We start from the raw sequence: 24612 nt of genomic DNA on the forward strand, positions 1-24612 counted from the left end.
TGGGTCGTTAGCTCAGTCGGTAGAGCAGTTGGCTTTTAACCAATTGGTCGAAGGTTCGAATCCTTCACGACCCACCACTATACAGAAAGTGCCAACATCAGCGAATATCCGGTGTCGTTAGCTTAGTGGCTTATTTATAAGACTAGTGAAGCTGGCTTTTAAGCAATCAATCGAATAATTCTAATCCTTCCTCGTAAACCACTTATTACTCTGCCAAATTATTATCTTGCAGTGTTACCACATTACTACCCGCTATTATGTTGATTCATATCCGTGACATCGATATTTTTTAAGTTTTACTCCTGTCATCATCAATCAAAAATAATTGATGTTATGCTCGGTTACGTACCAAAATAAAAACCATGTAACATTCGTAGCGTAAGTCATTTGCCTTGACTCTATTCATGCGAGTGACATTTTAGTACTCGGTATCGTGTGATAAAAAAAGGAGACCTAGGGCCTCCTTTTTTGTTAAGCCGAGAATATAGGCGTAGAGATTAATCTAGCAACTTATTCTCACGAACGTATTGTTCGAAATCGGTACAGCCACCGATGTGTTTCTCATCGATAAAGATCTGCGGAACTGTTTCAACAGGCTTGCCGACAGTTTTTTCGAGATCTGCTTTAGAAATGCCTTCCGCATGAATATCAATATATCTGAACTTGAAGTCATCACGCTTTTCAACGAGTTGTTCAGATAATTGCACTGCACGAACGCAATAAGGACAGCCTGGACGGCCAAAAATAACAACGAACATAATAACTCCTTAGGATTACTTTAGCCGTTTTATACCATAGGCATAAGTGAATTGGTAATGTCAGCGGTATTTATTTTCAGTTTGATAATGGCCCTGATAATCAAAATAGCTTTCGAGTAGATCCCAACCCTTTTTATGTTTCTTCAGCAGCAAGAGATTAGGCATTCGGAATTTATCCACATCATTAATTAAATCAGCTACCTTAGTGTACTTTTTCGGTTTTAGTCCCGGAGTGCGGCTATGGGGGAAAATAAATAGTGCATATAGTGCGCGCCACTGGGCTGGAGTTTGTAACTTAAAAAATTGATTAAATTCATTACCATCGATATCAAGATACTGCACTTTTAGATTGCTGCCATCGTCAATAAGCGTCATATGCTGGCAGCGAAATAAATGATGATGCTGCTGGCTGAGTACTTGGCGCAGGCGTTTATCAGGATCAATAAGCGTTGATTGGCAGTGTTGGCAAATACGCGCGGCAATATCATTTTCTTCACCGCAATCTGGGCAAGATTTCGATCTAAATCGAAAATCGCATTGTTGCTTTTTACTTTGCAGTTCGACTATGCCTTGGCAGCGACGACCAAAGTGCTCGATGATATCGCCATCGTCGTCCGTTAGTCCCCAAAAAATATTGGCAAAATCACATACGGGGCAGTGAACTTGCACGGGAACCGACTTACTGTTGGGTTTAGCTTGGCCAACTTCAGGGAAATACAAATCATAACCGTTGGCGGCATAGTCTATAACTAGACAATCTTTTTTACCTTCGGCAATTCTTAATCCCCGGCCAATCATTTGTTGAAACAGACTCACTGAGGCGGTAGGGCGCAAGATGGCAATCAAATCAACATGGGGCGCGTCGAAGCCTGTGGTCAACACTGCTACGTTGACTAAAAACTTGAGCTCTTGTGCTTTAAAGCGCTCAATCGTTTCATCACGTTCATTGTCGTGCGTTTGTGCCGTAATAATGGCGCTCTGCGCTTCATAAGTCTGATTAAGTAGTCCAAAAATTTCATTAGCGTGGCGCACCGTTGCCGCAAAGATGATGATACCTTTTCTATGTTGGCTGAGTTCAATAAGCTGTTTTACTATCGCGGTGGTGGCGCGGCCGTAATGCCCCAGTAAATCGTTAACTTCAGACTCAATGTATTCACCATTGTCGTTTGGTTTGAGTTGGCTAAAATCATATTGGGCACTTAAGCCATCAAACAGTAGTGGTGCTGTGAGGTAACCTTGTTTGATAAGCGGTCTTAGTGGTAGTTCAAACACGCAATGTTCGAATACGGCATGTTCGGGTGAGCCCACTTTACCATGGTAGTGCTGCTGATAAATCCAGCCCGTGCCAAGGCGATAGGGTGTAGCAGTGAGCCCAAGTAATCTCAGCTGAGGGTTTTTAGTTCGTAAATGGGTGAGCACTTGCTGGTATTGGCTGGTTTTAGCCAGACTGACTCTGTGGCATTCATCAATAATCACCAGTGAAAAAGGTTGATCAAATTGGCTTAGTCCCCGCGCCGCCGATTGGATACTGGCCACAACGGTTTTGCCATCGGTGTGTTTTTGATTAAGCCCTGCAGCATAAATACTCGCTTTGGCCGTGAGTAAGCCGACTTTTTGTGCATTTTGCGCGACTAATTCTTTTACATGGGTGAGCACTAAGACTCTACCTTTTGCAATGCGCGCTAATTCGGCGATGACGATGCTTTTACCTGCACCTGTAGGCAATACGAGTACAGCAGAAGCATGGCTTTGCTTAAAATGAGCAATAGCCGCATCAACTGCTTGCTGTTGATAGTCTCGGAGTTTAACTGGCACGTTGATGAAAAATCTATATTGAATAAAAGTGAGGTAATAAGCTTAACATAGCGACCAAAAGTGGCCAAAAAAAATGCCCCTGGTTGGAGGGGCAAACTAGAGAAAGGAGCAATCATACTCTCTCAACAGGGTCACTTTTACCTGAGGTTTAGAAAGGGAGGCTTCAGGTAACGTTTAGCCTATTGGGTATAGGCTAAACTCTGTGGACTTTATTCTTGATACGGTGATTACTCAGTACGATTCAAGCGTGCTTCAATTAAGGTTTCGATCACGGCAGGATCTGCCAAAGTGGATGAATCACCTAAATTAGTCACTTCGTTAGCGGCAATCTTACGCAGGAAGCGGCGCATAATTTTACCTGAACGCGTTTTAGGCAAGCCGGTAGCCCATTGAATTAAATCTGGGGTTGCCAGCGCACCAATTTCTTTACGCACCCATTGACGCAGCTCTTGGCGTAGTTCTTCTGTTTCTTCGGTGCCACGAGTTAAGGTGACGTAGGCATAAATGCCTTGGCCTTTAATATCATGTGGGTAACCCACCACAGCAGCTTCTGCGACAAGTTCGTGTGATACCAGCGCACTTTCAACTTCAGCGGTACCTAATCGATGGCCTGATACGTTGATCACATCGTCGACGCGGCCCGTGATCCAGTAATAACCATCTTCATCGCGACGGGCACCGTCACCGGTAAAATACATGCCACGGAAGGTTTTAAAGTAGGTCAGTACAAAGCGTTCATGATCGCCATAAATCGTGCGCATTTGCCCGGGCCAAGAGTCCAGTAATACTAAGTTACCTTCATTTTCACCGTCTAAAATATTACCCATGTTATCGACTAAAGCAGGTTGCACGCCAAAGAAAGGACGCGTTGCTGAGCCAGGTTTAGTATCAGTAGCGCCTGGCAGCGGAGCAATTAAAATGCCACCCGTTTCAGTTTGCCACCACGTATCGACGATAGGGCAATGCTCATGGCCAATTACCTCATGGTACCAACGCCATGCTTCAGGGTTTATTGGCTCACCGACAGAACCCATAATTCTCAAGCTGCTGCCATCAAACTTATCGAAGTGTTGTTTGCCTTCTGCCATCAATGCACGAATCAAAGTGGGTGCGGTATAAAGGATATTGACCTTATGACGGTCAATCATTTCACCTAAGCGGGCAGGGCTTGGATGATTAGGCACTCCCTCATGAATAAGCACCGTCGCGCCATTGGCGAGTGGGCCGTAGACCATGTAGGAGTGACCAGTAATCCAACCCACATCAGCGGTGCACCAATACACTTCACCAGCTTTATAGTCGAACACATATTCATGGGTCATTGACGCATAAACCATGTAGCCGCCAGTGGTATGTAATACGCCTTTAGGGTTACCGGTTGAACCTGAGGTGTATAGCAAGAATAATGGTGCTTCAGCGTCCATTTCTTCAGGCTGACAATGCTCAGATGCCGTTTCCATCAACGAGTGCCACCAAATATCGCGGCCTTCTTGCCAGTCAACCTTGCCACCAGTGCGTTTAAGTACAATGACTTTTTCAATAGTGGTTACATCAGGATTTTTTAATGCATCATCGACGTTACGCTTTAATGGAATAGCTCGGCCACCACGCATACCTTCATCTGAGGTAATCAGGACTTTAGATTTACCGTCAATTACGCGTGTAGCAATTGAATCGGGCGAAAAGCCACCAAATATTACGGCATGGACTGCGCCAATACGGGCACAGGCGAGCATGGCGACTGCTGCTTCTGGCACCATGGGCATGTAAATGGTGACTATGTCACCGCGGCATACACCTTGGCTACGCAGTGCGTTCGCAAATTTACAGACGTCAGCATGTAATTCGCCATAGGTGATTTTGCGTTGTTCGCTAGCGTTGTCGCCTTCCCAAATAATCGCCACGCGATCACTGTGCTCGGCTAAGTGGCGGTCTAGACAGTTGGCTGACGCATTGAGGGTGCCATCATAAAACCAGTTAATTGACAAATTGTGATCATCGAAAGAGGTTTTTTTAATTTTTGTATAGGGTTTAATCCAATCAATACGCTTGCCGTGCTCTCTCCAGAAACCATCGGGATTAACAATCGACTCTTGGTACATTGTTTTATATTTATCGTTGTTTACAAGTGCATTAGCTGCGATGTCGTCGGAGACTTTGTAAAGAGACTGCGGGCTCATAGGGCTTCCCTTTTAAAAAATTGCGTGGCCTGAGTATGGTATGTAAGACCACGGCAACTCCATTAGACCTTGGTCTAGTTTTAAAATTTCCTTTATATTTAAGCTGTTGCACTACAAATCAGGCTAGATTTTAGACAGGTTTTATCGCACAATAATCAGAAAAAAGAGCAAAGTATGAATTTAACCTTAGTCGTTGCTGTTATTGCCGTCTGTTATGTCTCGCTTTTATTCCTCTTGGCGTGGGGGGCGGAGCGGTGGTTTAGCCGGATCACCAAAAAGTTACAGGTCGCTATCTATGGACTGAGCTTAGCTGTGTATTGTTCGTCGTGGAGTTTTTTGGGTACGGTAGGCCAATCAGCAAATGATTTTTGGTCTTTTTTACCGATTTTTATCGGGCCTATTCTGATTTTTACCTTAGGTTTTGGCATGTTACGAAAAATCGTATTAGTGTCAAAGGCACAAAATATCACCTCAGTTGCCGACTTTATTGCCGCCCGTTACGGTAAATCGCAAACCTTAGCGGCCATCGTGACGCTCATCGCCCTGTTTGGCATCATGCCGTATATTGCCCTGCAGCTGAAAGCTATGGTATTTAGTCTTAATCTCTTCCAACCGGTAGACGATCCGCTTGATGGCGTAACCATTCCATTACTGATTACCGCGTTATTAGCCATATTTGCCATTTTATTTGGTACCCGTAAACTCGATGCCACTGAGCATAATCCGGGCATGATGTTCGCGATTGCCTTTGAGTCGCTGGTTAAATTAGCAGCATTTTTGTTAGTTGGTATTGTCATCAGTTTTGGTTTTTTTGATGGTTTTGGGGATATTTGGCAACAAGCGAGCGCTCAATCGTTGATCCACAACCCCAATCCGCGCATTGAAGCTTTAATGCCCGAGTTATTAGTCGGAATGGCAGCCTTTTTATGTATGCCAAGACAGTTCCACGTGATGGTGGTGGAATGTGCCGATGAGTCAGTATTATCTAAAGGCCGCTGGTTATTTCCATTGTATTTAGCATTATTCGGTCTATTTGTTGGACCGCTTGCCCTAGCAGGAAAAATTATCCTCGGCGATTCAGTTTCTGCCGATACCTATGTGATCAATTTGCCGCTGGCTTTAGATCAGCCTTTATTGGCGGTCATTGCACTGCTGGGCACGCTTTCTGCCGCAACGGGAATGGTGATTGTTGCGGTAGTGACTATTAGTGTAATGGTAAGTAACGAATGGCTAGTGCCTGTGATGTTACGTACAGGCCATATCCGCGAGAAGAATTTTAGCCAGTTTTCACAGTTATTATTAAATGCTCGCCGTTTTGCCATCGTGATTATTTTGAGCTTGGGTTATGGCAGTTATCTGGCATTAGCAGACAGTGATTCATTGTCGCATTTAGGCATGTTGTCCTTTGGTGCTTTTGCCCAGCTTGCGCCCGCTTTAGTCGGCGGGCTTTATTGGAAACATGGCAACCGTGCCGGAGTCTTTTTAGGGCTTAGTGTCGGTTTTAGTTTGTGGTTTTATATCATGCTGCAGGGCATGACAGATGTGCAAACCTCATCTGATTTAGCGTCTGGTATCGTCACTGAAATCGGTCTGTTGGATGCCATTACGCCCAATGTGCGCGATGCATTGACAGCACTTTCAGCCAATATCGGCTGTTATATTTTAGGCTCTATTTGGTTTAGGGCAGGGGTCGCCGAACGTATTCAAGCCAGTGCTTTTGTCAGCCCTGGCAAGTTAAAAAGCGGTGCGAATAAGAAAAATGGTCCGATTTCTCAACAGGATTTACTGATTTTAGCGAGTCGCTTTGTCAGCCCAACTCGGGCCTATGAAAGTTTTAGTCACTTTTCGATTGATGCGGTAAAAAGCGACAGTTGGCATAAAGCTGCGCCGGCTGAGCTGATTTCTCATACTGAACATTTATTGGCTGGCGTGCTTGGTGCATCAAGTGCGGCGCTGGTAATGGATTCTGTGCTACAAGGGCGCGATTTAGCACTAGATGAAGTGTTTAGTTTGGTGGATGAAGCATCATCAAAAATTGTGCTTAGCCAAGATATGCTACGTGGCGCCATTGAGCATGCCTATGAAGGCATGAGCGTTATTGATAACGATCTCAATTTAGTGGCGTGGAATTACAAATATGTCGAGCTGTATCAATATCCTGAAGGTTTTTTGCAGCAGGGTATGCCTATTAGTGAAGTGATCCGTTTTAATGCGGCGCGGGGTTATTGTGGTGAAGGTGAGATAGAGCAACAAGTTGAGCAACGAGTGCAGCATATGCGTAATGGTACGCCGCATACTTCTGAGCGTTATCGTAAAGATGGCAAAGTGATTAAAATTCAAGGCAATCCTATGCCATCGGGTGGCTTTGTGATGACCTTTACCGATATTACTCAATATCGTAAGCAGGAACGAGCCTTGCTTGAGGCTAATGAAACCTTAGAAAGCCGAGTTAAAGAACGAACCTACGAATTAGCCATGTTAAACAGCGAGCTATTAGAAGCCAAAGCGCAGGAAGAAATTGCGAATGCCTCTAAGAGTCGCTTTTTGGCCGCCGTTGGGCATGATTTAATGCAGCCGCTTAACGCTGCGCGGCTATTCACCGCCTCGTTATCCCAGTACCCTCATTTGGATCGAGAGGCTCGTACTACGTTATCCCACGTAAATAGTTCATTAAAAATAGCGGGTGAATTGCTCACAGACTTACTCGATATTTCTAAACTCGATTCAGGAATGGTGGATGTAAATCGCCGTGATTTTGCTATTTCTGAGCTTATCAATGGCTTATCTGTTGAGTTTGAGGCAATGGCAGCCGATAGTCACATCCGTTTTAAGATGATCCCATGCAGCGCAACCGTCAATTCAGATCCCTCTTTATTGCGCCGTATTCTGCAAAACTTTTTAACTAATGCGTACCGTTATGCTCGGGGGGGGAGAGTGTTATTTGGTTGTCGTCATCGTGGAAATTATCTTGAAATTCAAGTGCTAGATACGGGCTGCGGTATCGATGAGAAAGAAACGCAAGAAATCTTTAAAGAGTTCAAACGCTTAAATAACCCCAAAAGCAACAATATCAGCGGGTTAGGTTTAGGTCTGGCGATCGCCGATCGCATCAGTAAAGTACTAGAACACGGTATTCAAGTCTCGTCACAATTAGGCAGTGGTTCGGTGTTCTCTATTTGTGTGCCACTTGGAGAAACCGTGAGCCAACCACAAATAAAGGCATTACCTTCATTATTACAGCCGTTATCGGGTATTAAGGTATTGTGTATCGATAACGAAGAAGCGATTTTGGCTGGCTTAGAAAGTTTATTAAGTCGTTGGCAATGTGAGGTTATTTGTGCCAAAGACTTATCCGATGCACGCATTAAGCTTGGGCTTAAAGGCGTTGCGCCCGATATCGTACTCGCTGATTATCACTTGGATGATGGCCAGAATGGCGTTGATGCGATGGACGGTATCCGCGCTCTTTATGGTAAAGATTTACCTGGTATTTTGATTACTGCTAACACCCGCAAAGAGCTGGTGGAAGATGTGCAACGCCGCGGCTATCACTACATGGCGAAAATGATAAAACCTGCGGCGCTGCGGGCGTTGATTTCTAGTTTAGTAAAATAAGCTGATTAAACTGAACCCAGACATATGGGCCAGTTTAATAAAGGTATCAGCCACGATTAACCGTGGCTGATAAGTTGTGGCGCTGAATGGGTTGATGCTGCACTAATACCTGCTGCGACAAGCTTCATCGCACGGGTGAGTTGGCTTAACTGCGCTGTGCTAATGACATAGGGCGGCATGATATAGATAAGATTCGCAAAGGGGCGAACCCATACGCCTAAATCAACAAATTGTTGCTGTAGTTCAGCGGTATTAACTGGCTCATGCATCTCTAATACGCCGACCGCGCCGAGCACTCGCACATCTTTTACACTAGGTAAATCAATCGCATCCATAAGTTCTAGGCGCATTTGCTGCTCAATAGTGGCGACTTGCGCTTGCCATTGATTGCGATTAATTAAGTCTAAGCTTGCGCACGCCGCAGCGCAGGCCAGCGGATTACCCATAAATGTCGGCCCATGCATAAACACGCCCGCTGGCGATTGGCTTATTCCTTGGGCCACTTTATCAGTACATAAAGTGGCCGCTAGGCTGATATAACCCCCAGTCAAGGCTTTACCTAAACATAAGATATCAGGGGTGATATTAGCGTGCTCATAGGCAAACAGCTTACCCGTGCGGCCAAAACCAGTGGCAATTTCATCTAAAATTAACAACACATTAAATTCATCGCACAACGCACGAAGGCCGATTAAATAATCCGCGCTGTAAAAACGCATACCGCCCGCGCCTTGCATTATCGGCTCTATGATTACTGCAGCAATGTCGTTGTGATGAGCGCTTAAAATACTGCGCATTGCGGTTAAATCATCGGCTTGTAAGGTTTCGCCAAAGGTGGTTTGCGGTGCGGGCACAAAAGATTGTTTAGTGACAGCATCGCCAAACATAGTGTGCATGCCGCCTTCTGGATCGCATACGCTCATGGCGGCAAAGGTATCACCGTGGTAACCCTTTTTAACCGTAAGAATGCGTTGCTTTAACGGGCGTAAACCTTCATGTGCATTTTGCCCCTGCCAATATTGCAACGCCATTTTAATCGCCACTTCGACTGCAATAGAGCCAGAGTCGCATAAAAAAACTTTAGTCAGTGGCTCACAGGTCATCGCAATCAGTTTTTTACATAATTCAATGGCAGGCTCATGGGTAATACCGCCAAACATCACATGACTTAGCTGATGCAGCTGTTTTTCCATCGCGGTTAATATTTCAGGGTGTGCATAGCCGTGCACACAGGCCCACCATGAACTAGTGCCATCGATGAGTTTGCGGCCATCGACGAGTTCGAGCTCGCAGCCCTTTGCGCTATGTACGCCATATACAGGAAGAGATCGAGTCATGGAGGTGTAAGGATGCCAAATATGGGCGCTATCAAAATCAAAATCGAGTAAATTGCGCATAAATGCTCACTGAGTTGGTTGAAAAGTGGTCGTTAGTAAACTGGCTTTACTGGTTGGCGTTGACAGTTTAAGGGCTGAGGTTATCCTAGCCAAGATAAAAAACAGAATAAAAAGGGTGTCTAATGTCGCAGTTGCAAGTTCGTCATGATTGGAAGCGGGAAGAAATCGAAGCCTTATTTGCGCTGCCGATGAATGATTTATTATTTAAAGCCCACAGCATTCACCGTGAAGTGTACGATCCTAATGAAGTGCAAATTAGCCGTTTGCTCTCAATTAAAACCGGCGCTTGCCCAGAGGATTGTAAATACTGCCCGCAGAGCGCCCGTTATGATACTGGCCTTGAAAAAGAGCGTTTGCTGGCAATGGAAACAGTGCTGACCGAAGCGCGCAGTGCTAAAGCCGCGGGTGCTTCTCGTTTCTGCATGGGCGCGGCTTGGCGTAATCCGAAAGAAAAAGACATGCCGTACCTTAAGCAAATGGTACAAGAAGTCAAAGCCTTAGGCATGGAAACCTGTATGACGCTCGGCATGCTGTCAGAAGATCAGGCTAATGATCTCGCAGGTGCTGGCTTAGATTATTACAATCACAATTTAGATACTTCGCCTGAATATTACGGCGATGTGATCACCACACGTACCTATCAAAATCGGTTGGATACACTGACAAATGTGCGCGCATCTGGCATGAAAGTGTGCTCTGGCGGGATTGTTGGTATGGGTGAAAAGGCAACGGATCGTGCGGGCTTATTGCAACAATTAGCTAATTTACCGCAGCATCCGGATTCAGTGCCGATCAATATGCTGGTCAAAGTGGCGGGTACGCCGTTTGAGAAACTGGACGATCTCGATCCATTAGAATTTGTGCGAACTATCGCTGTAGCGCGTATCTTAATGCCACTTTCCCGCGTGCGTTTATCGGCGGGGCGTGAAAATATGAGTGATGAGCTGCAAGCCATGTGTTTCTTTGCTGGCGCCAACTCGATTTTCTACGGTTGTAAATTGCTAACCACGCCAAACCCAGAAGAAAGTGATGATATGGGGTTATTCCGTCGTTTGGGCCTGCGTCCAGAAAAGGGGCCGGCGGCAAAACTGGAAGAAGAAAAGGCTGTATTGGCTAAAGCGGCGGCGTATCAAGATAGGTCATCAGCAGCATTTTATGATGCGGCTGCGTTGTAATATTGATCAATATTTAGACCTGAGGCCACAACCTTATAACGGTTGTGGCTGTTAATCTTATGCCGTTATTCTCATCTATGCGATAACGTTTGAGGCAACTCTGTTTGAGGCAACTCTGTTTGAGACTATCTTTCTTAAGAGCAAATAAATGAGTTCTCTGCTCGAAACTAAAATTTCCGCCCGTCAGCAGGCTTTGCGTGAGCAAGGATTACTGCGGCAACGCAAAGTGATGAGTATTGAGCACAGTCTTGATACTAACGCATCGACTTCAAGCCCACGCTTTGTGTTTGAAGGGCGCACTTATAGTAATTTCAGTAGTAATGATTATTTAGGTTTATCCCGCGTGCCAGAGCTTGCTGACGCCCTGCACCTTGGCGCGCAGACTTACGGTGTTGGTAGTGGCGCCTCGCCATTAGTCACAGGTTACAGTGAGGCGCATTTCGCGCTTGAACGTCAACTTTGCTCCCTAACAGGGCATGAAGCGGCGTTACTATTTTGCTCAGGCTTTGGTGCTAATACTGCGTTAATGAAAACCTTATTTGATCAGCAAGATACCGTGATTGCCGATAAACTTGTACACGCCTCCATTATTGATGGTTTGCAAGATAGCGGCGCGCAGCTGAAACGTTTTTTACATAATTCCCTCGAGAGCGCTGAGCGGCTGTTAGTTCGACATCAAGCATCGGCATTAATTACTGAAAGCGTGTTTAGTATGGACGGCGATTGTGCGCCGATTACTGACTTATCGGCACTTTGTCGTCAACACCATACTTGGCTCATTGTCGACGATGCCCATGGTTTTGCCATGCTTAATGCTGCTGATGCAAATGGCAATGCACATGCTAAAGCCGCCAAGCTTATCGATGTGCAAGTCGTCACGTTTGGTAAAGCCTTAGGTTGCCAAGGCGCGGCCATCTTGGGAAGCCAAGCACTGATCGATTTTTTAGTCAGTAATGCCCGAGAATATATCTATTCGACCTCATTATCGCCTGCCAATGCCGTACTGGCGTTAGCTGCCGTTCAGTACAGCATAGCGCATCCTGAATTACAGCAAAAACTGCGTGCGAATATTGCGCTGTTTAAGCGCTTATGCCTTGATGCCAATGTGCCTCTTTTAAACTCAGACACTGCAATTCAGCCATTGATCATTGGTGATGCGCAGCAAACCCTGCAAGTGGCGGATGAGTTAAAAATCGCAGGCATTTGGGTTGGCGCGATTCGCCCACCGACAGTGCCTGTGGGCTCGGCGCGTTTACGTATTACCTTAACCGCGGCGCATAGCGCTGAAGATATCGCAGCTTGTGCTGCGCAATTAGCCCAAGTGCTCAAGCGCGTTAATATCCCTCGCGTGAGTGAGCGCCGTGCAGAGGATGAGTACAGATAAATGTGTTTAATAAATTGGGTGAGTTTTTTGAATTTGAATTGTGTGATGAGTGTGAGCCAAAATGCCAAGCCTAAAAGAGTCTGAAGTAATCAAACCTGTTGGAATCAAGCCTCATACAACAGAGGCTAAGATTGCACAACGATTCTCCGCTGCGGCCCATAGCTATCAAGACCATAACAAATTACAACGTCTGAGCGCCGCCAGTTTGCTCAGCGGATTATTAGTCAAAGGCAATCTATTAGACATTGGGGCGGGCCCTGGGACTGATTTTTCAGCATGTTACCCCAACAGCCTTACGGATAAGCCGTCTAGCGCTATATTTGCCGTGGATATTGCCCTTGGTATGTTGCATAAGTTAAAGCAGTCTTATCCCGATTATCATGGAGTATGCGCAGATGCGCAGTATTTACCCTTTAGCGATAACAGTATGGATGTTATTTATTCTAATTTAGCTTTGCAGTGGTGTGCGGATTTTCCTGCCGCTGTGGCTGAAATGGCGCGGGTATTAAGGCCACACGGTGAGTGTCATGTGACGCTGGTGGCAGAGGGGAGCCTTAATCAATTAGCCCAATTAGGCTTAAGAGTGAATGAGTTTTCATCGCTTGTAGCACTTAAAACTGCATTTAAACTCGGTATATGGCAGCACTTAGATGTGCAGCTCATTCCGATGACAGTGTATTTTGATACGCTGAAAGCGTTGATCTATTCAATCAAAGGGGTGGGCGCTTCGGTGCAATCTGCCCACTCATCCAGTGCTATTTCTGACTTAACTCCGCAGCTACGAGGTCGTCAAGATTGGCAGATAATGCAGGCCAAAGCAGAGGCGTTACGTTTACCGAAAGGTTTACCGTTAACCTATCAAATTGTACAAATTCGCGCGCGGCGTAATGCTGATAAATAATGCATTAAGAGTGCTGCGCTTTTATTTAATTGCATGATAATTAAGGTGTAACATCATAATTTGAACAGCGTTAACTAACCGCGATAGACAAACATGAGGATCTAATATGTTTTTTGTAACAGGCACAGATACCGACAGTGGTAAAACCTTAGTCTCATCGGCATTATTAACCGCAGTGAATCGTTTAGGTCATATTGCGAGCGCAGATTCTGCCGTAGGCATTCTCGCCGCGAACACTATGCTGACGTTAGGGATTAAGCCTATAGCTTCAGGGTGCGCGCAAACGTCTGAAGGTTTGCGAAATGCAGATGCTCTGCAGCTGATGACCTCATCATCATTAAAACTAGCCTATGCGCAGGTTAACCCTTTTAGTTTTGAGCCCGCCATCGCACCGCACATTGCCGCGGCTCAAGTGGGTATGAGTTTAACGCCAGAAGTGATTATCGATAGCTTAGATTTTACGGCATTTTCCCAAGCGGATTTTTGCTTAATTGAAGGCGCGGGGGGCTGGCGTTTGCCCTTAGGTGATGGCAGGTATTTGTCGGAAGTGGTACAGAAACTTGAGCTGCCAGTCATACTCGTGGTGGGAATGAAACTCGGTTGCTTAAATCATGCTTTGCTTACCCAAGAGGCGATACTGGCTGATGGCCTTACGATTTCTGGTTGGGTGGCCAATCGTGTCGATCCTGAAATGAGTATGTTTGACGAAAACCTAGCCAGCCTTAAAGAAATGATGTCAGCACCTTTTCTTGGTAGTATTCCTTTTCTCACTGAACCGAGCGCAGAGAACGCCGCTGATCATCTCGATGTTTCTCTTTTGCATGATAAAGCGTATTAATTAACTTGATAGCGGTGTTATGAGCCACAGTTACGATGGCGATGACGATGTTGCATTTGGATGTTGATGCATAGAGTGTCAAGTGCTTTTTGTGAGTTTCATCGGTTAATCCATTGGTGCTATTTAGGATTAAACCGCTTAAAAATCATAGATATTATAAATGTTTCTATTCGCTTACGCATAGTACCAGCAGTGCGCAGAATTTATTTTGACTGAAAAACCAAACACGTAGATAGCTGTTAGTTCAATGTATTATCACAAGTTTAGGTTAAATAGGCGGGAGTGTTATCAATGATTGAGCCGTAGCTCGTGGCGATGCTCATGCTGATAATGATCAGCACATGCGTTACAGCGTTGCTCGGTGGGATCTTGAGTTAATCGCACTGTTTCGATTTCGGCCTCGCAATCGGAACAAAGACCATAAAGACCTAAATCGAGCTGACAAAAAGCGGCATCGAGTTTATTTAATTGACTAAATAGCGGGTGTTCTGCCAATGGGGTTTGAGCCAATTTATCGATGAGTTCAGTCAAGCTCTGATTAGCTGAAGACTCTCCTATGGCCTCGATGAACGAAGGGAGCGCCCCGATTTCTATCCTTAGATTAGCTTCAAGTTCTGACAATTCATGTCTGATATGGGTAATGCTCACGTAAAATCGCCTATGTTCATTTGACTCTAAGCATTCAGTCTAATTGTTCCATTATCAACAACTATGATGAAGATCAAGTATCGGCCACATTTTCATTTTTTATAGCGTTTTTAAAATCGCTTCTCTTTACCGGATCATATCTTTGATAAAAAGTCCTGTCATCGTAGATATACAGAATTGCGTATTGATATTTGATTATAAATTTTGATAGCTAGTCATCTAAATTACGCTGTGCCGCCTCTAATACAGCAACGATTTCCTCTGTGGTTTTAAAAACTCGTAGCTCTCTAAATAAGATATCGGCCGCGGGATATTGACGATTAAGATAGGTAAACCATTGCTTGATCCGGGCTGGGTAATAGTCGCTTTTACGACCATTTAATTCCCTTTGGGTGTAACTGAGCATTAACGCTAAGGTTTGTTCCCACGTATAAGGAGTTGCGCCTGTTTTGATGGTATCGGCTAAATTGGGTAATGAAATTGCCCCGCGGCCGATCATTATACTGTCGCAGCCTGTGACTTCGATGCAACGCTTTGCATCGTCGCGGTTCCAAATTTCACCGTTAGCAATCACTGGAATAGGCAAACGCTTGCGTACTTCTGTAATGTATTCCCAGTAGGCTGGCGGCTTGTAACCGTCGACTTTGCTGCGCGCATGGATGGCAAGTTCAGTTGCCCCTGCTTCATACACGGCTATGGCATTTTCCATGAACAGTGATTTATCTTCATAACCTAAGCGAATTTTTGCGGTCACAGCGTGTTCTTTTGGGACAGCTTGACGCATAGCTTTAACAATATCGTGCACACTTTCTGGATATTGCAGTAATACGGCGCCACCTTTACTGCGGTTAACGATTTTTGCTGGGCAGCCAAAGTTGGCATCGACACCGTGTGAGCCGAGCTCAATCGCGCGTAGAGCATTTTCGCCCATGCATTGGGGTTCTTGGCCGAGTAACTGCACTCGCACTGGCGTACCTGAAGGGGTATTACCGTTATTGAGTAACTCAGGACACAGCTTTAAAAAAACTTTATCTGGTAACAGTTGGTCTACCACACGCACAAATTCAGTGACGAGTAAATCGTAGGGATTGATGGTCGATAAGATGTCGCGCATCAAAGCGTCTACTACGCCTTCCATAGGAGCCAAAATCACGCGCACTGCAGTAAATCCATATTTATTTGCAAAGGGCGTGCATTCTACCTTATCAGCCCTAAGTTACAAAGTGGCCTAGTTAATGGGGATAAATAGGCGGACTAAACGATAATCTTTACGCCAAAATAATCGTCCTAACAGAATATTTTGGCCATTTCTGTGATTTAGTGATATTTTTTGTAACAAAGTTGAAACAGGGCAGGTCTTTTGTTGTAGGCCAGCGATTTACTCTGTTGTTGGTTAATATTACTCAATAAACAAGAAGGGATTACGTTATGAATTCAGTTAAAAAAACAGCAGTGGCAGTCGCGTTAGGTTCAGTGGTGATGAGTTCAGCATTTGTTGTTAATGCACAAACGAACCCATTTGGTTTTGAAGCAATGGACACAGGTTATCAAATCGTCGGCTCAGAAGGTAAGTGTGGTGAGGCTAAATGTGGCGCAGATATGAAGAAAGCCGCGGCTGAAAAAGCAAAAGAAGGCAAATGTGGTGAAGCCAAATGCGGCGCCGATGTGAAGAAAGCCGCGGCTGAAAAAGCGAAAGAAGGTAAATGTGGTGAAGCCAAATGCGGCGCTGATATGAAGAAAACCACCGAGAAAGTTGATGCTAAAGTCGAGGCCGTTAAAAAAGAAGTGCAATAACGCCTGCTGGTATTACCCCCTTTATTATCGGGCTTATGGAGTGTGTTCAGGTCAGCCTATGCTGGCCTGTTTTTTATCTCAGTTGAAAATATTCGCGTTGGTGAAGTGTTATGAATAAGCAGAAAGATGCGGCGCAGGTCGGGCTGGGGTTAAGGCGAGAAATGCTCAGTGAGTTTTGTGCACAGGTTCCAGACACTATTGATTTTTTTGAAGTCGCCCCCGAAAATTGGATGACCTTAGGCGGTAAGTTTGGCCGTCAATTTCGTGAACTGACTGAGCAACATACTTTTTATTGCCACGGTTTGAGTTTATCTATCGGTGGCCCTGAGCCCCTAGATGTGACGTTTATAAAAAACATCAAAACGTTTATGGACTTACACCAAATCCAAATCTATTCCGAACATTTAAGTTATTGCTCAGGCCAAGGTCATTTATACGATCTTATGCCTATTCCTTTTACTGACGCTGCGGTGAAACATGTAGCGGCGCGGGTCAAGCAAGTGGAAGACATTATTGAGCGGCCGCTAATCTTAGAAAACGTATCTTTTTATGCCGCTCCTGGTGCACAAATGAGTGAGCTGGAATTTGTCAATGCCGTGGTGCAAGAGGCCGATTGCAAACTGCTATTAGATGTTAATAACATCTATGTGAATTCGGTTAATCATCAATATGATGCAGAGGCCTTTTTAAAAGCAATGCCAACGGAGCGTATCGCGTATTTGCACATTGCTGGACACTATAAACAAGCAGAAGATTTACTTATTGATACCCACGGCGCAGCCATTAACGATCCGGTATGGGCATTACTGCAACGCTGCTATGCCTTGCATGGGATAAAATCGACTTTGCTTGAGCGTGATTTTAATTTACCGACAACCGCAGAACTCATGCTAGAGATAGAGCAAATCCGTAATTATCACACTGCGGCGCTTAGCTATAATGCCCAGAATAGCCGTCATGCAGTTAAGAGGATTGCCTGATGGATTTTAAACTCGTGCAGCAATCCTTTATTGATTATATCCGCGATCCTTCGTTGCCATTACCCGTAAATACCGATGTGCGGCATATGCAGGTTTATCGTGAGTTATTTTTTAATAATGTCACGGGCTTTGTATCGAATGGCTTTCCTGTGCTGAAAAGTTTGTACTCGGATGAGGATTGGCAGGCATTAGTGCAGAGATTTTTTAGTCAGCATGATTGCAAATCGCCGATTTTTATTGATATAGCGGGGGAGTTTTTACATTTCTTACAGCAGCAATACCAGCTTACAGATAATGATCCGGTTTTTATGCTTGAATTAGCTCACTACGAATGGCTTGAGTTAGTGGTTGCAGTGGCGCAAAGCCGTGATGATGAGTATCTACTGAGCCCTGAGCAACTTTCGTTGCATACATTATGTCTGTCGCAGACGGCGAGGGTGGCGCAGTATCATTTTGAAGTACAACATATTCGTCAGGATTATCGCCCACAGCGGCGTCTGGATACTCCAGTATTTTTTTGTCTCTATCAAGATGCTGACGCAGAAGTTTGTTTTTTACAGTTAGCCCCTTTAAGTGCACAGGTAATGGCATTGTTAACCTCACAAAGCAATGTGACACTGATACAGATAATCAATTGGTTAACCAATATTTACCCTCAAATGGAACCTCAGATGATTGAGCAAGGTTGTATACAATTACTCGAGCAATTAGTGAGCAAGGGCATTGTGCTAGGCCGTCGATCATAAAATTAGATCCGTTAGCGAGAAAATGTAATAACCCTACTATTTAAGGGTTTTCATTAATTTGACAAACCGCTACAATATCCATAGTTCTGTGATCTTAATCACCGTATCATTCCTGCGACGTTTATACTTTTATACCCATACTCGAGGAGCTGTAATGAGTAGCGAGCCATTTAAAGACCCATTTAACTTTATGCACTTTGCTGGTTTTATTTTAGTATTGTTGCTACCCACGCTACCAGCGAGTTTGATGTGGTTAAAGCATTTTGGTTTAGTTTAAGCCAGCATTAATGCTAAATTTGTATAGTATTAGCCACTCTATCGAGTGGCTTTATTTTTTAATGGCATTTTTTATATTATGGTTATAAAACGCGGGTTATTTTTACTATTAGGATTAATTGCATTAGTGCTTGGTTTACTTGGCATTGTGCTGCCTTTGCTACCCACAGTACCTTTTATTCTGCTTGCCGCTTTTTGCTTTGCTCGCTCGAGTGAACGTTTGCACTTGTGGCTGATGACACATCCTTGGTTTGCCGATACGTTAACTCAGTGGCAACAACAAGGCGCGATGCGTAAAAGCTTAAAACGTAAAGCGATGTTAGTGAGTATTCTCAGCTTTAGCTTTAGTATTATCGTAGTTCCTATTTTATGGGTGAAAGGCGTACTAATAGTGATGGCATTGATTTTACTCTGGTATCTTAAAACAATTCCCGAAATAGAGTGATGAGATTGGCGCCTCGGTCGAGTTTTTGTTAAGCAATATTCTTAAGGTTGGGTTGAACTACAATGCCTATTGGGGGTTGATCTAAAACACAAATAGTAGATTCATCTACCATGAGTGCGTCTTGATTGTTGCAACTAAAACTAAAGCGGCATAAACTTTGTCCGACTTTCGACAAAACGTCCACCTAGTGTGGACGTTTTGTTTTATACCGCAACCTCAGGGTTGGTGAATTAATTAAGTAACTTATTAAGTAACTATGATGGCTATGAATACAGAAACCTTATCCTTGATAAAACAAAGCATTAAAACAATTCCTAATTATCCTAAGGAAGGGATTTTATTTCGAGATGTCACCAGTTTGCTTGAAAATCCAGCAGCCTATAAAGCGACCATCGACTTGCTGGCTGAACATTATCGCGGCCAAGGTTTTACCAAAATTGTTGGTACAGAAGCTCGTGGTTTCTTATTTGGCGCGCCGCTAGCGTTAGAACTGGCTGTGGGTTTTGTGCCTGTGCGTAAGCCTGGCAAACTACCACGCGCAACTATTAGCCAAAGCTATGAGTTGGAATATGGTCATGATTGCCTAGAAATTCATACCGATGCGATTAATGCCAATGATAAAGTGCTGGTGGTTGACGATTTACTTGCGACTGGCGGTACTATCGAGGCGACAGTGAAACTCATTCGCCAATTGGGCGGCGAAGTAAAACATGCCGCTTTTGTGATCTCGTTACCTGATTTAGGTGGTGAAGCCCGTTTAACCGCATTAGGGCTTGAGTTGGTTAAACTTTGCGAGTTTGAAGGCGAATAAATCTGCAGCTAAAGGCGCCTTAGGATAGTTTGATAGCATGTAAAATCATGACATGTTATCTTTCAACGTTCTTGGGGCGCATGCTCCCGCTTTTGTATCACATACTCTGGGGAGTCCCATGTCATATCAGGTGTTAGCCAGAAAATGGCGCCCTGCCACATTTGATCAAATGGTTGGCCAAAGCCATGTTTTACAAGCTTTAACCAATGCATTAAGCCAGCAGCGCTTACATCATGCTTACCTGTTTACGGGAACGCGTGGGGTCGGTAAAACCAGCTTAGCGCGACTCTTTGCCAAAGGCTTAAATTGCGAACAAGGCGTGACAGCGACTCCCTGTGGCGTTTGCGGCAGCTGCGTGGAAATCGCCCAAGGCCGTTTTGTTGATTTGATTGAAGTTGATGCCGCGTCTCGCACTAAGGTCGATGATACCCGTGAGCTGCTAGACAATGTGCAGTATCGTCCGACTCGTGGCCGTTTTAAGGTTTATCTTATCGACGAAGTGCACATGCTGTCACGCAGCAGCTTTAATGCACTGCTTAAAACCTTAGAAGAACCTCCTGAACATGTTAAATTTCTTTTGGCGACCACCGAACCGCAAAAACTGCCCGTAACTGTGTTATCTCGTTGTTTACAATTTAATTTAAAAAGCCTGACTCAAACCGAGATTGCTACTCAGCTCAACCATATCTTGACCCAAGAGCAGTTTCCCTTTGAGTTTGAGGCATTAACTTTACTCGCTAAAGCCGCCAATGGCAGTATGCGTGATGCCCTGAGCCTGACTGATCAAGCTATCGCCTTTGGTGGCGGTAATGTAATGCTCACTCAAGTGCAAACAATGCTGGGCAGTATTGATGAACAACATGTGGTTGCCTTACTTAAAGCTTTAACCGATGCAGATATTGGCGCGTTAATGCATACCTGTGCCCAAGTGCTTGCGTACGGCGCCGATGCCCAAGAAGTATTGCGTAGTTTACTTGAGCTATTACATCAAATTACCTTGACTCAGTTTGCCCCTGCTTGCGCGCAGCAATCCTTGTACAGCACGCAAATTAGTGCTTTTGCTGAGCAGCTGACGCCAGAGCAAGTACAGCTTTATTATCAAATTTTATTAACGGGTCGTAAAGATTTGCCCCATGCCCCTGATCCTAAATCAGGGCTTGAGATGGCGCTATTACGTGCTGTTGCTTTTGTACCAGAAAAACCGGTTAAACGTTGGCAGCCTGATGTTGTTGCAGAGGTCATTTTACCCGAAAGGCAGACATCAAATACGCCGCAAACGGTAGCGCAAGAGCAACCAACGGCTGAAAAAAAAACAGCGTTAATTGAGCAAGCCGCAGCGAGCCTTCAGGCTGAAACTTCGCTTGAAATCGCTTCAGCTGAAAGTCCCCTCGCTGTAACACCTAAGGGCGCTGATGCGGTAAGAAGTGCTCAGGAAATGGTAATCGATGATGCCAATAACGAGTTGGAGTCAGCAGAGATTGAGGCGGATGCGGCATTAATAGCCGAGCAGGCAGTTATTTTAAGTCAGGCTCAAAGCCAGGGCTTTAATGTTGACGGCGCCAATATAAAGGCAGAGCCTCAGGCATTATCGTCAGCGCTAAGCGCTTCTGCACCAGCCCACGAACTTTCTGTTTCAACCACAATCTCTGCCGCTGGTATTGAGGATAATGGTACTGAGCATTCATCTTCACTAATAATGGATTATGCTCAAGAATCGGCGCCGCTCGATTCTTATCAAGATGCTTATGCTGGATTCTCATCCGGCTCTTATAATGACGATGACTTTAATCATAGTTTTGCCCCTCAAGCTGAGCATGATGAAGTTCAACACGCAGAAAGTGTTCAAAACACGGCTTATATCCAAACCGCGGTAGGCGTACAAGGTTCAGTTGACCATCAGTTAGCAGCAGTAGCTCAAGAATCTACTTTGACAGAAATACCAGCCAGCGTACCATTAGCGGATGATGATATTCTCTCGGCAGTATTAGCGGCGCGGGATTCACTGTTATCGGATCTTGATGCGTTAAGTGCTAAGGACGGTGATGAAAAAAAGTCGCCACTGGACTCAAAACTAAAGGCACCAAACAGTAAGACGACGATGACTTTGCCTAAGCTTGGGGTTAGTCGTGCGAGTACAACGTTATCTGTTACTCCGGCAATTGATTTGGAAACTGCTTTAACACCTGATTTAGCTCTTGGTTTAAATGCCGGTGTGGACCTTGCTCACTCCCTTGATTTTGATGATGAGTTTGACTTAGATCTTAAACCTATCGCTGAGCATCAAGCTGCACCTTCGATGGCAAGCTCATCTGGATTAGTCGCTGCAGAACCAGTCAAAGCTACCGCAGGCTATGATCGTCCACCTTGGGAAGCCGCGCCAGAAACTGATAATCTAACGACTCAAGTTGATAGCATTCATGTTGACAGTGCTGACACGAAGACTGTTGATATTAACAGTGTCGATATTAATAGCGCTGCTATGAATAGTGTTCAGACTGATTGTGCTCAAACGTCTTTAGATACGACTCCAACGTCAGCAATGCTTCAGGCTCAAACTCAAACAAAAAAGCATCAAGGTGAATCGCAAGCTCCAGTCCCTGCGGTAACACCGATGAGCACGGCTACTCTTGCTCATACCTCGCATGCAGTGGAAGGTGCGCTCAATACGACTTCGCCGATAAGTGGTCATCCATTAGATTTACATTGGTACAAGCTTATGGCGAGTCTAGATATCGGCGGGCGAGTGCGGCAACTTGCAGTTAATTCTGTTTACCAAGTACAGAGCGATCCTTTACTACTACTGCTTAAACCGAACCAGAAGCATCTTGCTGCCGATGGTGCCATCGTGCAGCTTGAGCAGGCATTAAGTGCAGTGCTCGGGAACCCAAGACGGGTGCAAGTGGTCATAGGAATCGATGCGCAGCGGGAAACGCCCTTGGAGTTACGTAAGCGTTTCCATCAAGAGTTGCTGCAACAGGCGCATCAATCATTGCTCCATGATGACAATGTGCAATGGTTAATTCAACGTATGGGCGCCGAACTTGATGCTGATAGTTTGGTGTATCCGCCAGAGTTTTTGAATTTACGCAGTCAACAAATACAAGCACTACCTGAGTTAACTGAAGTCGCGAGTTAACGGTTATCGACTAGGCCTATAACGCGATAACGTGTAACGCAGTGGTTTAAATTTGAGCTAAACGTGCAAGTTTGTAGTCAGGCTGCTGAGAAACTCAGCACCGAGATCATAAGTTTATTAACAAGGTAACGGCATTGATTGCCAATCCCATTTATTTAAGTAAGATTAGCCGCGTTAATGCTTGCGACTAACCCTAATAGAAGAGAAAAGACTATGTTTGGAAAAGGCGGTATGGGTAATCTGATGAAACAGGCCCAGATGATGCAAGAAAAAATGGCCAAAGTGCAGGAAGAAATTGCTCGTATGGAAATGGTGGGTGAATCAGGTGCGGGTTTGGTTAAAGTGACCATGACTGGCGCACATAACGTGCGTAAAGTTGAAATTGACCCAAGCCTAATGGAAGACGACAAAGAAATGCTGGAAGATTTGATTGCCGCGGCTTGCAATGATGCTGCCCGTCGAATCGAAGAAAACCAAAAAACTAAAATGGCCGAAGTTACTGGCGGTATGCAATTACCACCAGGCATGAAAATGCCATTTTAATTGAGATAGCCGATGAAATTTAGTCCACTGTTAGATGAGTTAATTCAGTCGCTGCGTTGTTTACCTGGGGTTAGGCCTAAATCGGCGCAACGTATGGCGTTTCAATTGCTCGAGCGTGACCGAAAAGCAGGGCTTAAATTAGCCAGTGCACTGTCCAGCGCAATGAGTGACGTTGGCCATTGTCAGTCTTGCCGAACCTACACTGAAGAAACCCTCTGTCCAATTTGTGCTAGCCATAAACGCGGAATATCCGCCACTATTTGTGTGGTAGAAACACCAGCCGACGTGTTAGTCATTGAGGCGGGTGGACATTTCACCGGTCGCTACTTTGTGCTTTTAGGTCATTTATCACCCCTCGATGGTGTAGGGCCAGAAGAGTTAGGTCTAGCCTTGCTGGAGCGCCATTTGGCCTCGGGCGATGTGGCTGAACTGATTTTGGCGACCAATCCGACAGTAGAAGGTGAGGCAACAGCGCATTTTATTGCTGACATGGCTAGACGCCACAAGGTTATAATTAGTCGCATTGCTCACGGCGTCCCTGTGGGGGGTGAGCTTGAATATGTGGATAGTACTACGTTAGCACTGTCATTTAATGGACGACTGCCGCTCTAACCATTAAATAACTATAGTCACTTGATATCGTTAAAGTAAAATGATTAAAGCGGCTAATTCAATGGTAGTGATAATGCTGATCGTCTAAGCCCGCCAAGATCTAATCTTGAGCGGGTTTTTATTTGCTTGATGTTTCAACATAAACGTAGCGATATTGGTCGAAAGGTTTGGCTCTCAATTTAATTTAATTTAATGCTGTTGCCTAAAATTGGTTTCATAGTCAGTTTGATATCCAAAAAACACCTCTACTTCAATAGGCGGCTGCTCTGTTTGCAGATATTAGCTGGTGGAAGGTGAGCGCAATGGGGCTTGTATTGAAGCGTTATGTATATTGCTAATCGCGGCATCACGGAGCCAAATAATAAAGCGTTGAGCCCGATGATCTAGCATATTGCGCTAATCTGCATTCCCTACGGATTTTAGGTGCAAAAAAACCAGCTTATGCTGGTTGATTGACTCTTCTATAAAGAGAATTGGTTGCGGGAGCCGGATTTGAACCGACGACCTTCGGGTTATGAGCCCGACGAGCTACCATACTGCTCCATCCCGCGTCCGATT

20 protein-coding genes and 2 tRNA genes are annotated in these 24612 nt (G+C 44.9%); 15 read left to right on the plus strand and 7 right to left on the minus strand.

Annotation, left to right across the window (positions count from 1 at the left end):
* The first annotated feature begins 1 nt into the window (after position 1).
* Positions 2–77: transfer RNA gene (locus BW947_RS08490), tRNA-Lys, on the plus strand.
* Between the two features lie 420 nt (positions 78–497).
* Here BW947_RS08490 and BW947_RS08495 read toward each other — a convergent pair.
* From BW947_RS08495 to acs, 3 genes are all read right to left on the minus strand, one after another.
* Positions 498–758, minus strand: a complete 261-nt coding sequence (locus tag BW947_RS08495; protein WP_076498438.1) for a GrxA family glutaredoxin — start codon at positions 756–758, stop codon at positions 498–500.
* A 60-nt stretch (positions 759–818) separates the two neighbouring features.
* Positions 819–2573 carry a DNA repair helicase RadD gene (gene radD / locus BW947_RS08500; RefSeq protein ID WP_076498439.1) on the minus strand — a complete coding sequence of 585 codons (1755 nt, stop codon included), beginning with the start codon at positions 2571–2573 and terminating at the stop codon, positions 819–821.
* Positions 2574–2800: 227 nt separating this feature from the next.
* Positions 2801–4753 carry an acetate--CoA ligase gene (gene acs / locus BW947_RS08505; RefSeq protein WP_076498441.1) on the minus strand — a complete coding sequence of 651 codons (1953 nt, stop codon included), beginning with the start codon at positions 4751–4753 and terminating at the stop codon, positions 2801–2803.
* Between the two features lie 174 nt (positions 4754–4927).
* Between acs and BW947_RS08510 the strand changes: the two genes are divergently transcribed.
* Positions 4928–8368: a hybrid sensor histidine kinase/response regulator gene (locus BW947_RS08510; RefSeq protein ID WP_076498442.1), complete on the plus strand. Its 3441-nt coding sequence runs from the start codon at positions 4928–4930 to the stop codon at positions 8366–8368.
* Positions 8369–8424: 56 nt separating this feature from the next.
* Here the strand turns inward: BW947_RS08510 and bioA are convergent, their stop codons facing one another.
* Positions 8425–9765 (minus strand): adenosylmethionine--8-amino-7-oxononanoate transaminase, encoded by a 1341-nt coding sequence (gene bioA, locus BW947_RS08515; RefSeq protein ID WP_076498444.1) that lies wholly within the window; start codon positions 9763–9765, stop codon positions 8425–8427.
* Positions 9766–9887: 122 nt separating this feature from the next.
* On the opposite strand from bioA, the gene bioB reads away from it, so the two are divergent.
* The 4 genes from bioB (at position 9888) to bioD (ending at position 14063) form a co-directional block, all read left to right on the plus strand.
* Positions 9888–10940 (plus strand): biotin synthase BioB, encoded by a 1053-nt coding sequence (gene bioB, locus BW947_RS08520; RefSeq protein ID WP_076498447.1) that lies wholly within the window; start codon positions 9888–9890, stop codon positions 10938–10940.
* A 148-nt stretch (positions 10941–11088) separates the two neighbouring features.
* Positions 11089–12324, plus strand: a complete 1236-nt coding sequence (locus BW947_RS08525) for an aminotransferase class I/II-fold pyridoxal phosphate-dependent enzyme (RefSeq protein ID WP_076498449.1) — start codon at positions 11089–11091, stop codon at positions 12322–12324.
* A gap of 61 nt (positions 12325–12385) precedes the next feature.
* On the plus strand, positions 12386–13225 hold the full coding sequence (locus BW947_RS08530) for a methyltransferase domain-containing protein (RefSeq protein WP_076498450.1): 840 nt from the start codon (positions 12386–12388) through the stop codon (positions 13223–13225).
* A 106-nt stretch (positions 13226–13331) separates the two neighbouring features.
* Positions 13332–14063 carry a dethiobiotin synthase gene (gene bioD / locus BW947_RS08535; RefSeq protein ID WP_076498453.1) on the plus strand — a complete coding sequence of 244 codons (732 nt, stop codon included), beginning with the start codon at positions 13332–13334 and terminating at the stop codon, positions 14061–14063.
* A gap of 288 nt (positions 14064–14351) precedes the next feature.
* On the opposite strand, the gene BW947_RS08540 is transcribed toward bioD, so the two are convergent.
* Together BW947_RS08540 and BW947_RS08545 are read right to left on the minus strand one after the other, a co-directional pair.
* Positions 14352–14711 carry a TraR/DksA C4-type zinc finger protein gene (locus BW947_RS08540; RefSeq protein WP_076498456.1) on the minus strand — a complete coding sequence of 120 codons (360 nt, stop codon included), beginning with the start codon at positions 14709–14711 and terminating at the stop codon, positions 14352–14354.
* A 211-nt stretch (positions 14712–14922) separates the two neighbouring features.
* Positions 14923–15870 (minus strand): tRNA-dihydrouridine synthase, encoded by a 948-nt coding sequence (locus BW947_RS08545; protein ID WP_076498458.1) that lies wholly within the window; start codon positions 15868–15870, stop codon positions 14923–14925.
* A 269-nt stretch (positions 15871–16139) separates the two neighbouring features.
* Here BW947_RS08545 and BW947_RS08550 point away from each other — a divergent pair, with 269 nt between their 5' ends.
* From BW947_RS08550 to recR, 9 genes are all read left to right on the plus strand, one after another.
* On the plus strand, positions 16140–16505 hold the full coding sequence (locus BW947_RS08550) for an HvfA family oxazolone/thioamide-modified RiPP metallophore (protein ID WP_076498460.1): 366 nt from the start codon (positions 16140–16142) through the stop codon (positions 16503–16505).
* A gap of 110 nt (positions 16506–16615) precedes the next feature.
* Positions 16616–17485, plus strand: a complete 870-nt coding sequence (locus tag BW947_RS08555; RefSeq protein WP_076498462.1) for an HvfB family MNIO-type RiPP peptide maturase — start codon at positions 16616–16618, stop codon at positions 17483–17485.
* On the plus strand, positions 17485–18231 hold the full coding sequence (locus BW947_RS08560; protein ID WP_076498465.1) for an HvfC family RiPP maturation protein: 747 nt from the start codon (positions 17485–17487) through the stop codon (positions 18229–18231). The genes BW947_RS08555 and BW947_RS08560 overlap by 1 nt, the downstream gene beginning before the upstream one ends.
* Positions 18232–18385: 154 nt before the next feature.
* Complete coding sequence (locus BW947_RS18945) at positions 18386–18508, plus strand: hypothetical protein (RefSeq protein ID WP_107882555.1); 123 nt, start codon at positions 18386–18388, stop codon at positions 18506–18508.
* 78 nt (positions 18509–18586) lie between these two features.
* Positions 18587–18952 (plus strand): YbaN family protein, encoded by a 366-nt coding sequence (locus BW947_RS08565; RefSeq protein ID WP_076498500.1) that lies wholly within the window; start codon positions 18587–18589, stop codon positions 18950–18952.
* Positions 18953–19211: 259 nt separating this feature from the next.
* Entirely contained in the window at positions 19212–19763 is a 552-nt protein-coding gene (gene apt / locus BW947_RS08570) for an adenine phosphoribosyltransferase (protein ID WP_115407058.1), read from the plus strand.
* A 118-nt stretch (positions 19764–19881) separates the two neighbouring features.
* Positions 19882–22899 carry a DNA polymerase III subunit gamma/tau gene (dnaX, locus tag BW947_RS08575; protein WP_076498470.1) on the plus strand — a complete coding sequence of 1006 codons (3018 nt, stop codon included), beginning with the start codon at positions 19882–19884 and terminating at the stop codon, positions 22897–22899.
* Positions 22900–23112: 213 nt separating this feature from the next.
* Positions 23113–23442, plus strand: coding sequence for a YbaB/EbfC family nucleoid-associated protein (locus tag BW947_RS08580; protein WP_076498473.1), 330 nt, complete (start codon positions 23113–23115; stop codon positions 23440–23442).
* 12 nt (positions 23443–23454) lie between these two features.
* Positions 23455–24054, plus strand: coding sequence for a recombination mediator RecR (recR, locus tag BW947_RS08585; RefSeq protein ID WP_076498480.1), 600 nt, complete (start codon positions 23455–23457; stop codon positions 24052–24054).
* Positions 24055–24528: 474 nt separating this feature from the next.
* Here recR and BW947_RS08590 read toward each other — a convergent pair.
* A tRNA-Met gene (locus BW947_RS08590) sits at positions 24529–24605 on the minus strand.
* Between the last annotated feature and the right edge of the window lie 7 nt (positions 24606–24612).

The sequence above is a fragment of the Shewanella morhuae genome (assembly GCF_900156405.1).
Taxonomy (GTDB): domain Bacteria; phylum Pseudomonadota; class Gammaproteobacteria; order Enterobacterales; family Shewanellaceae; genus Shewanella; species Shewanella morhuae.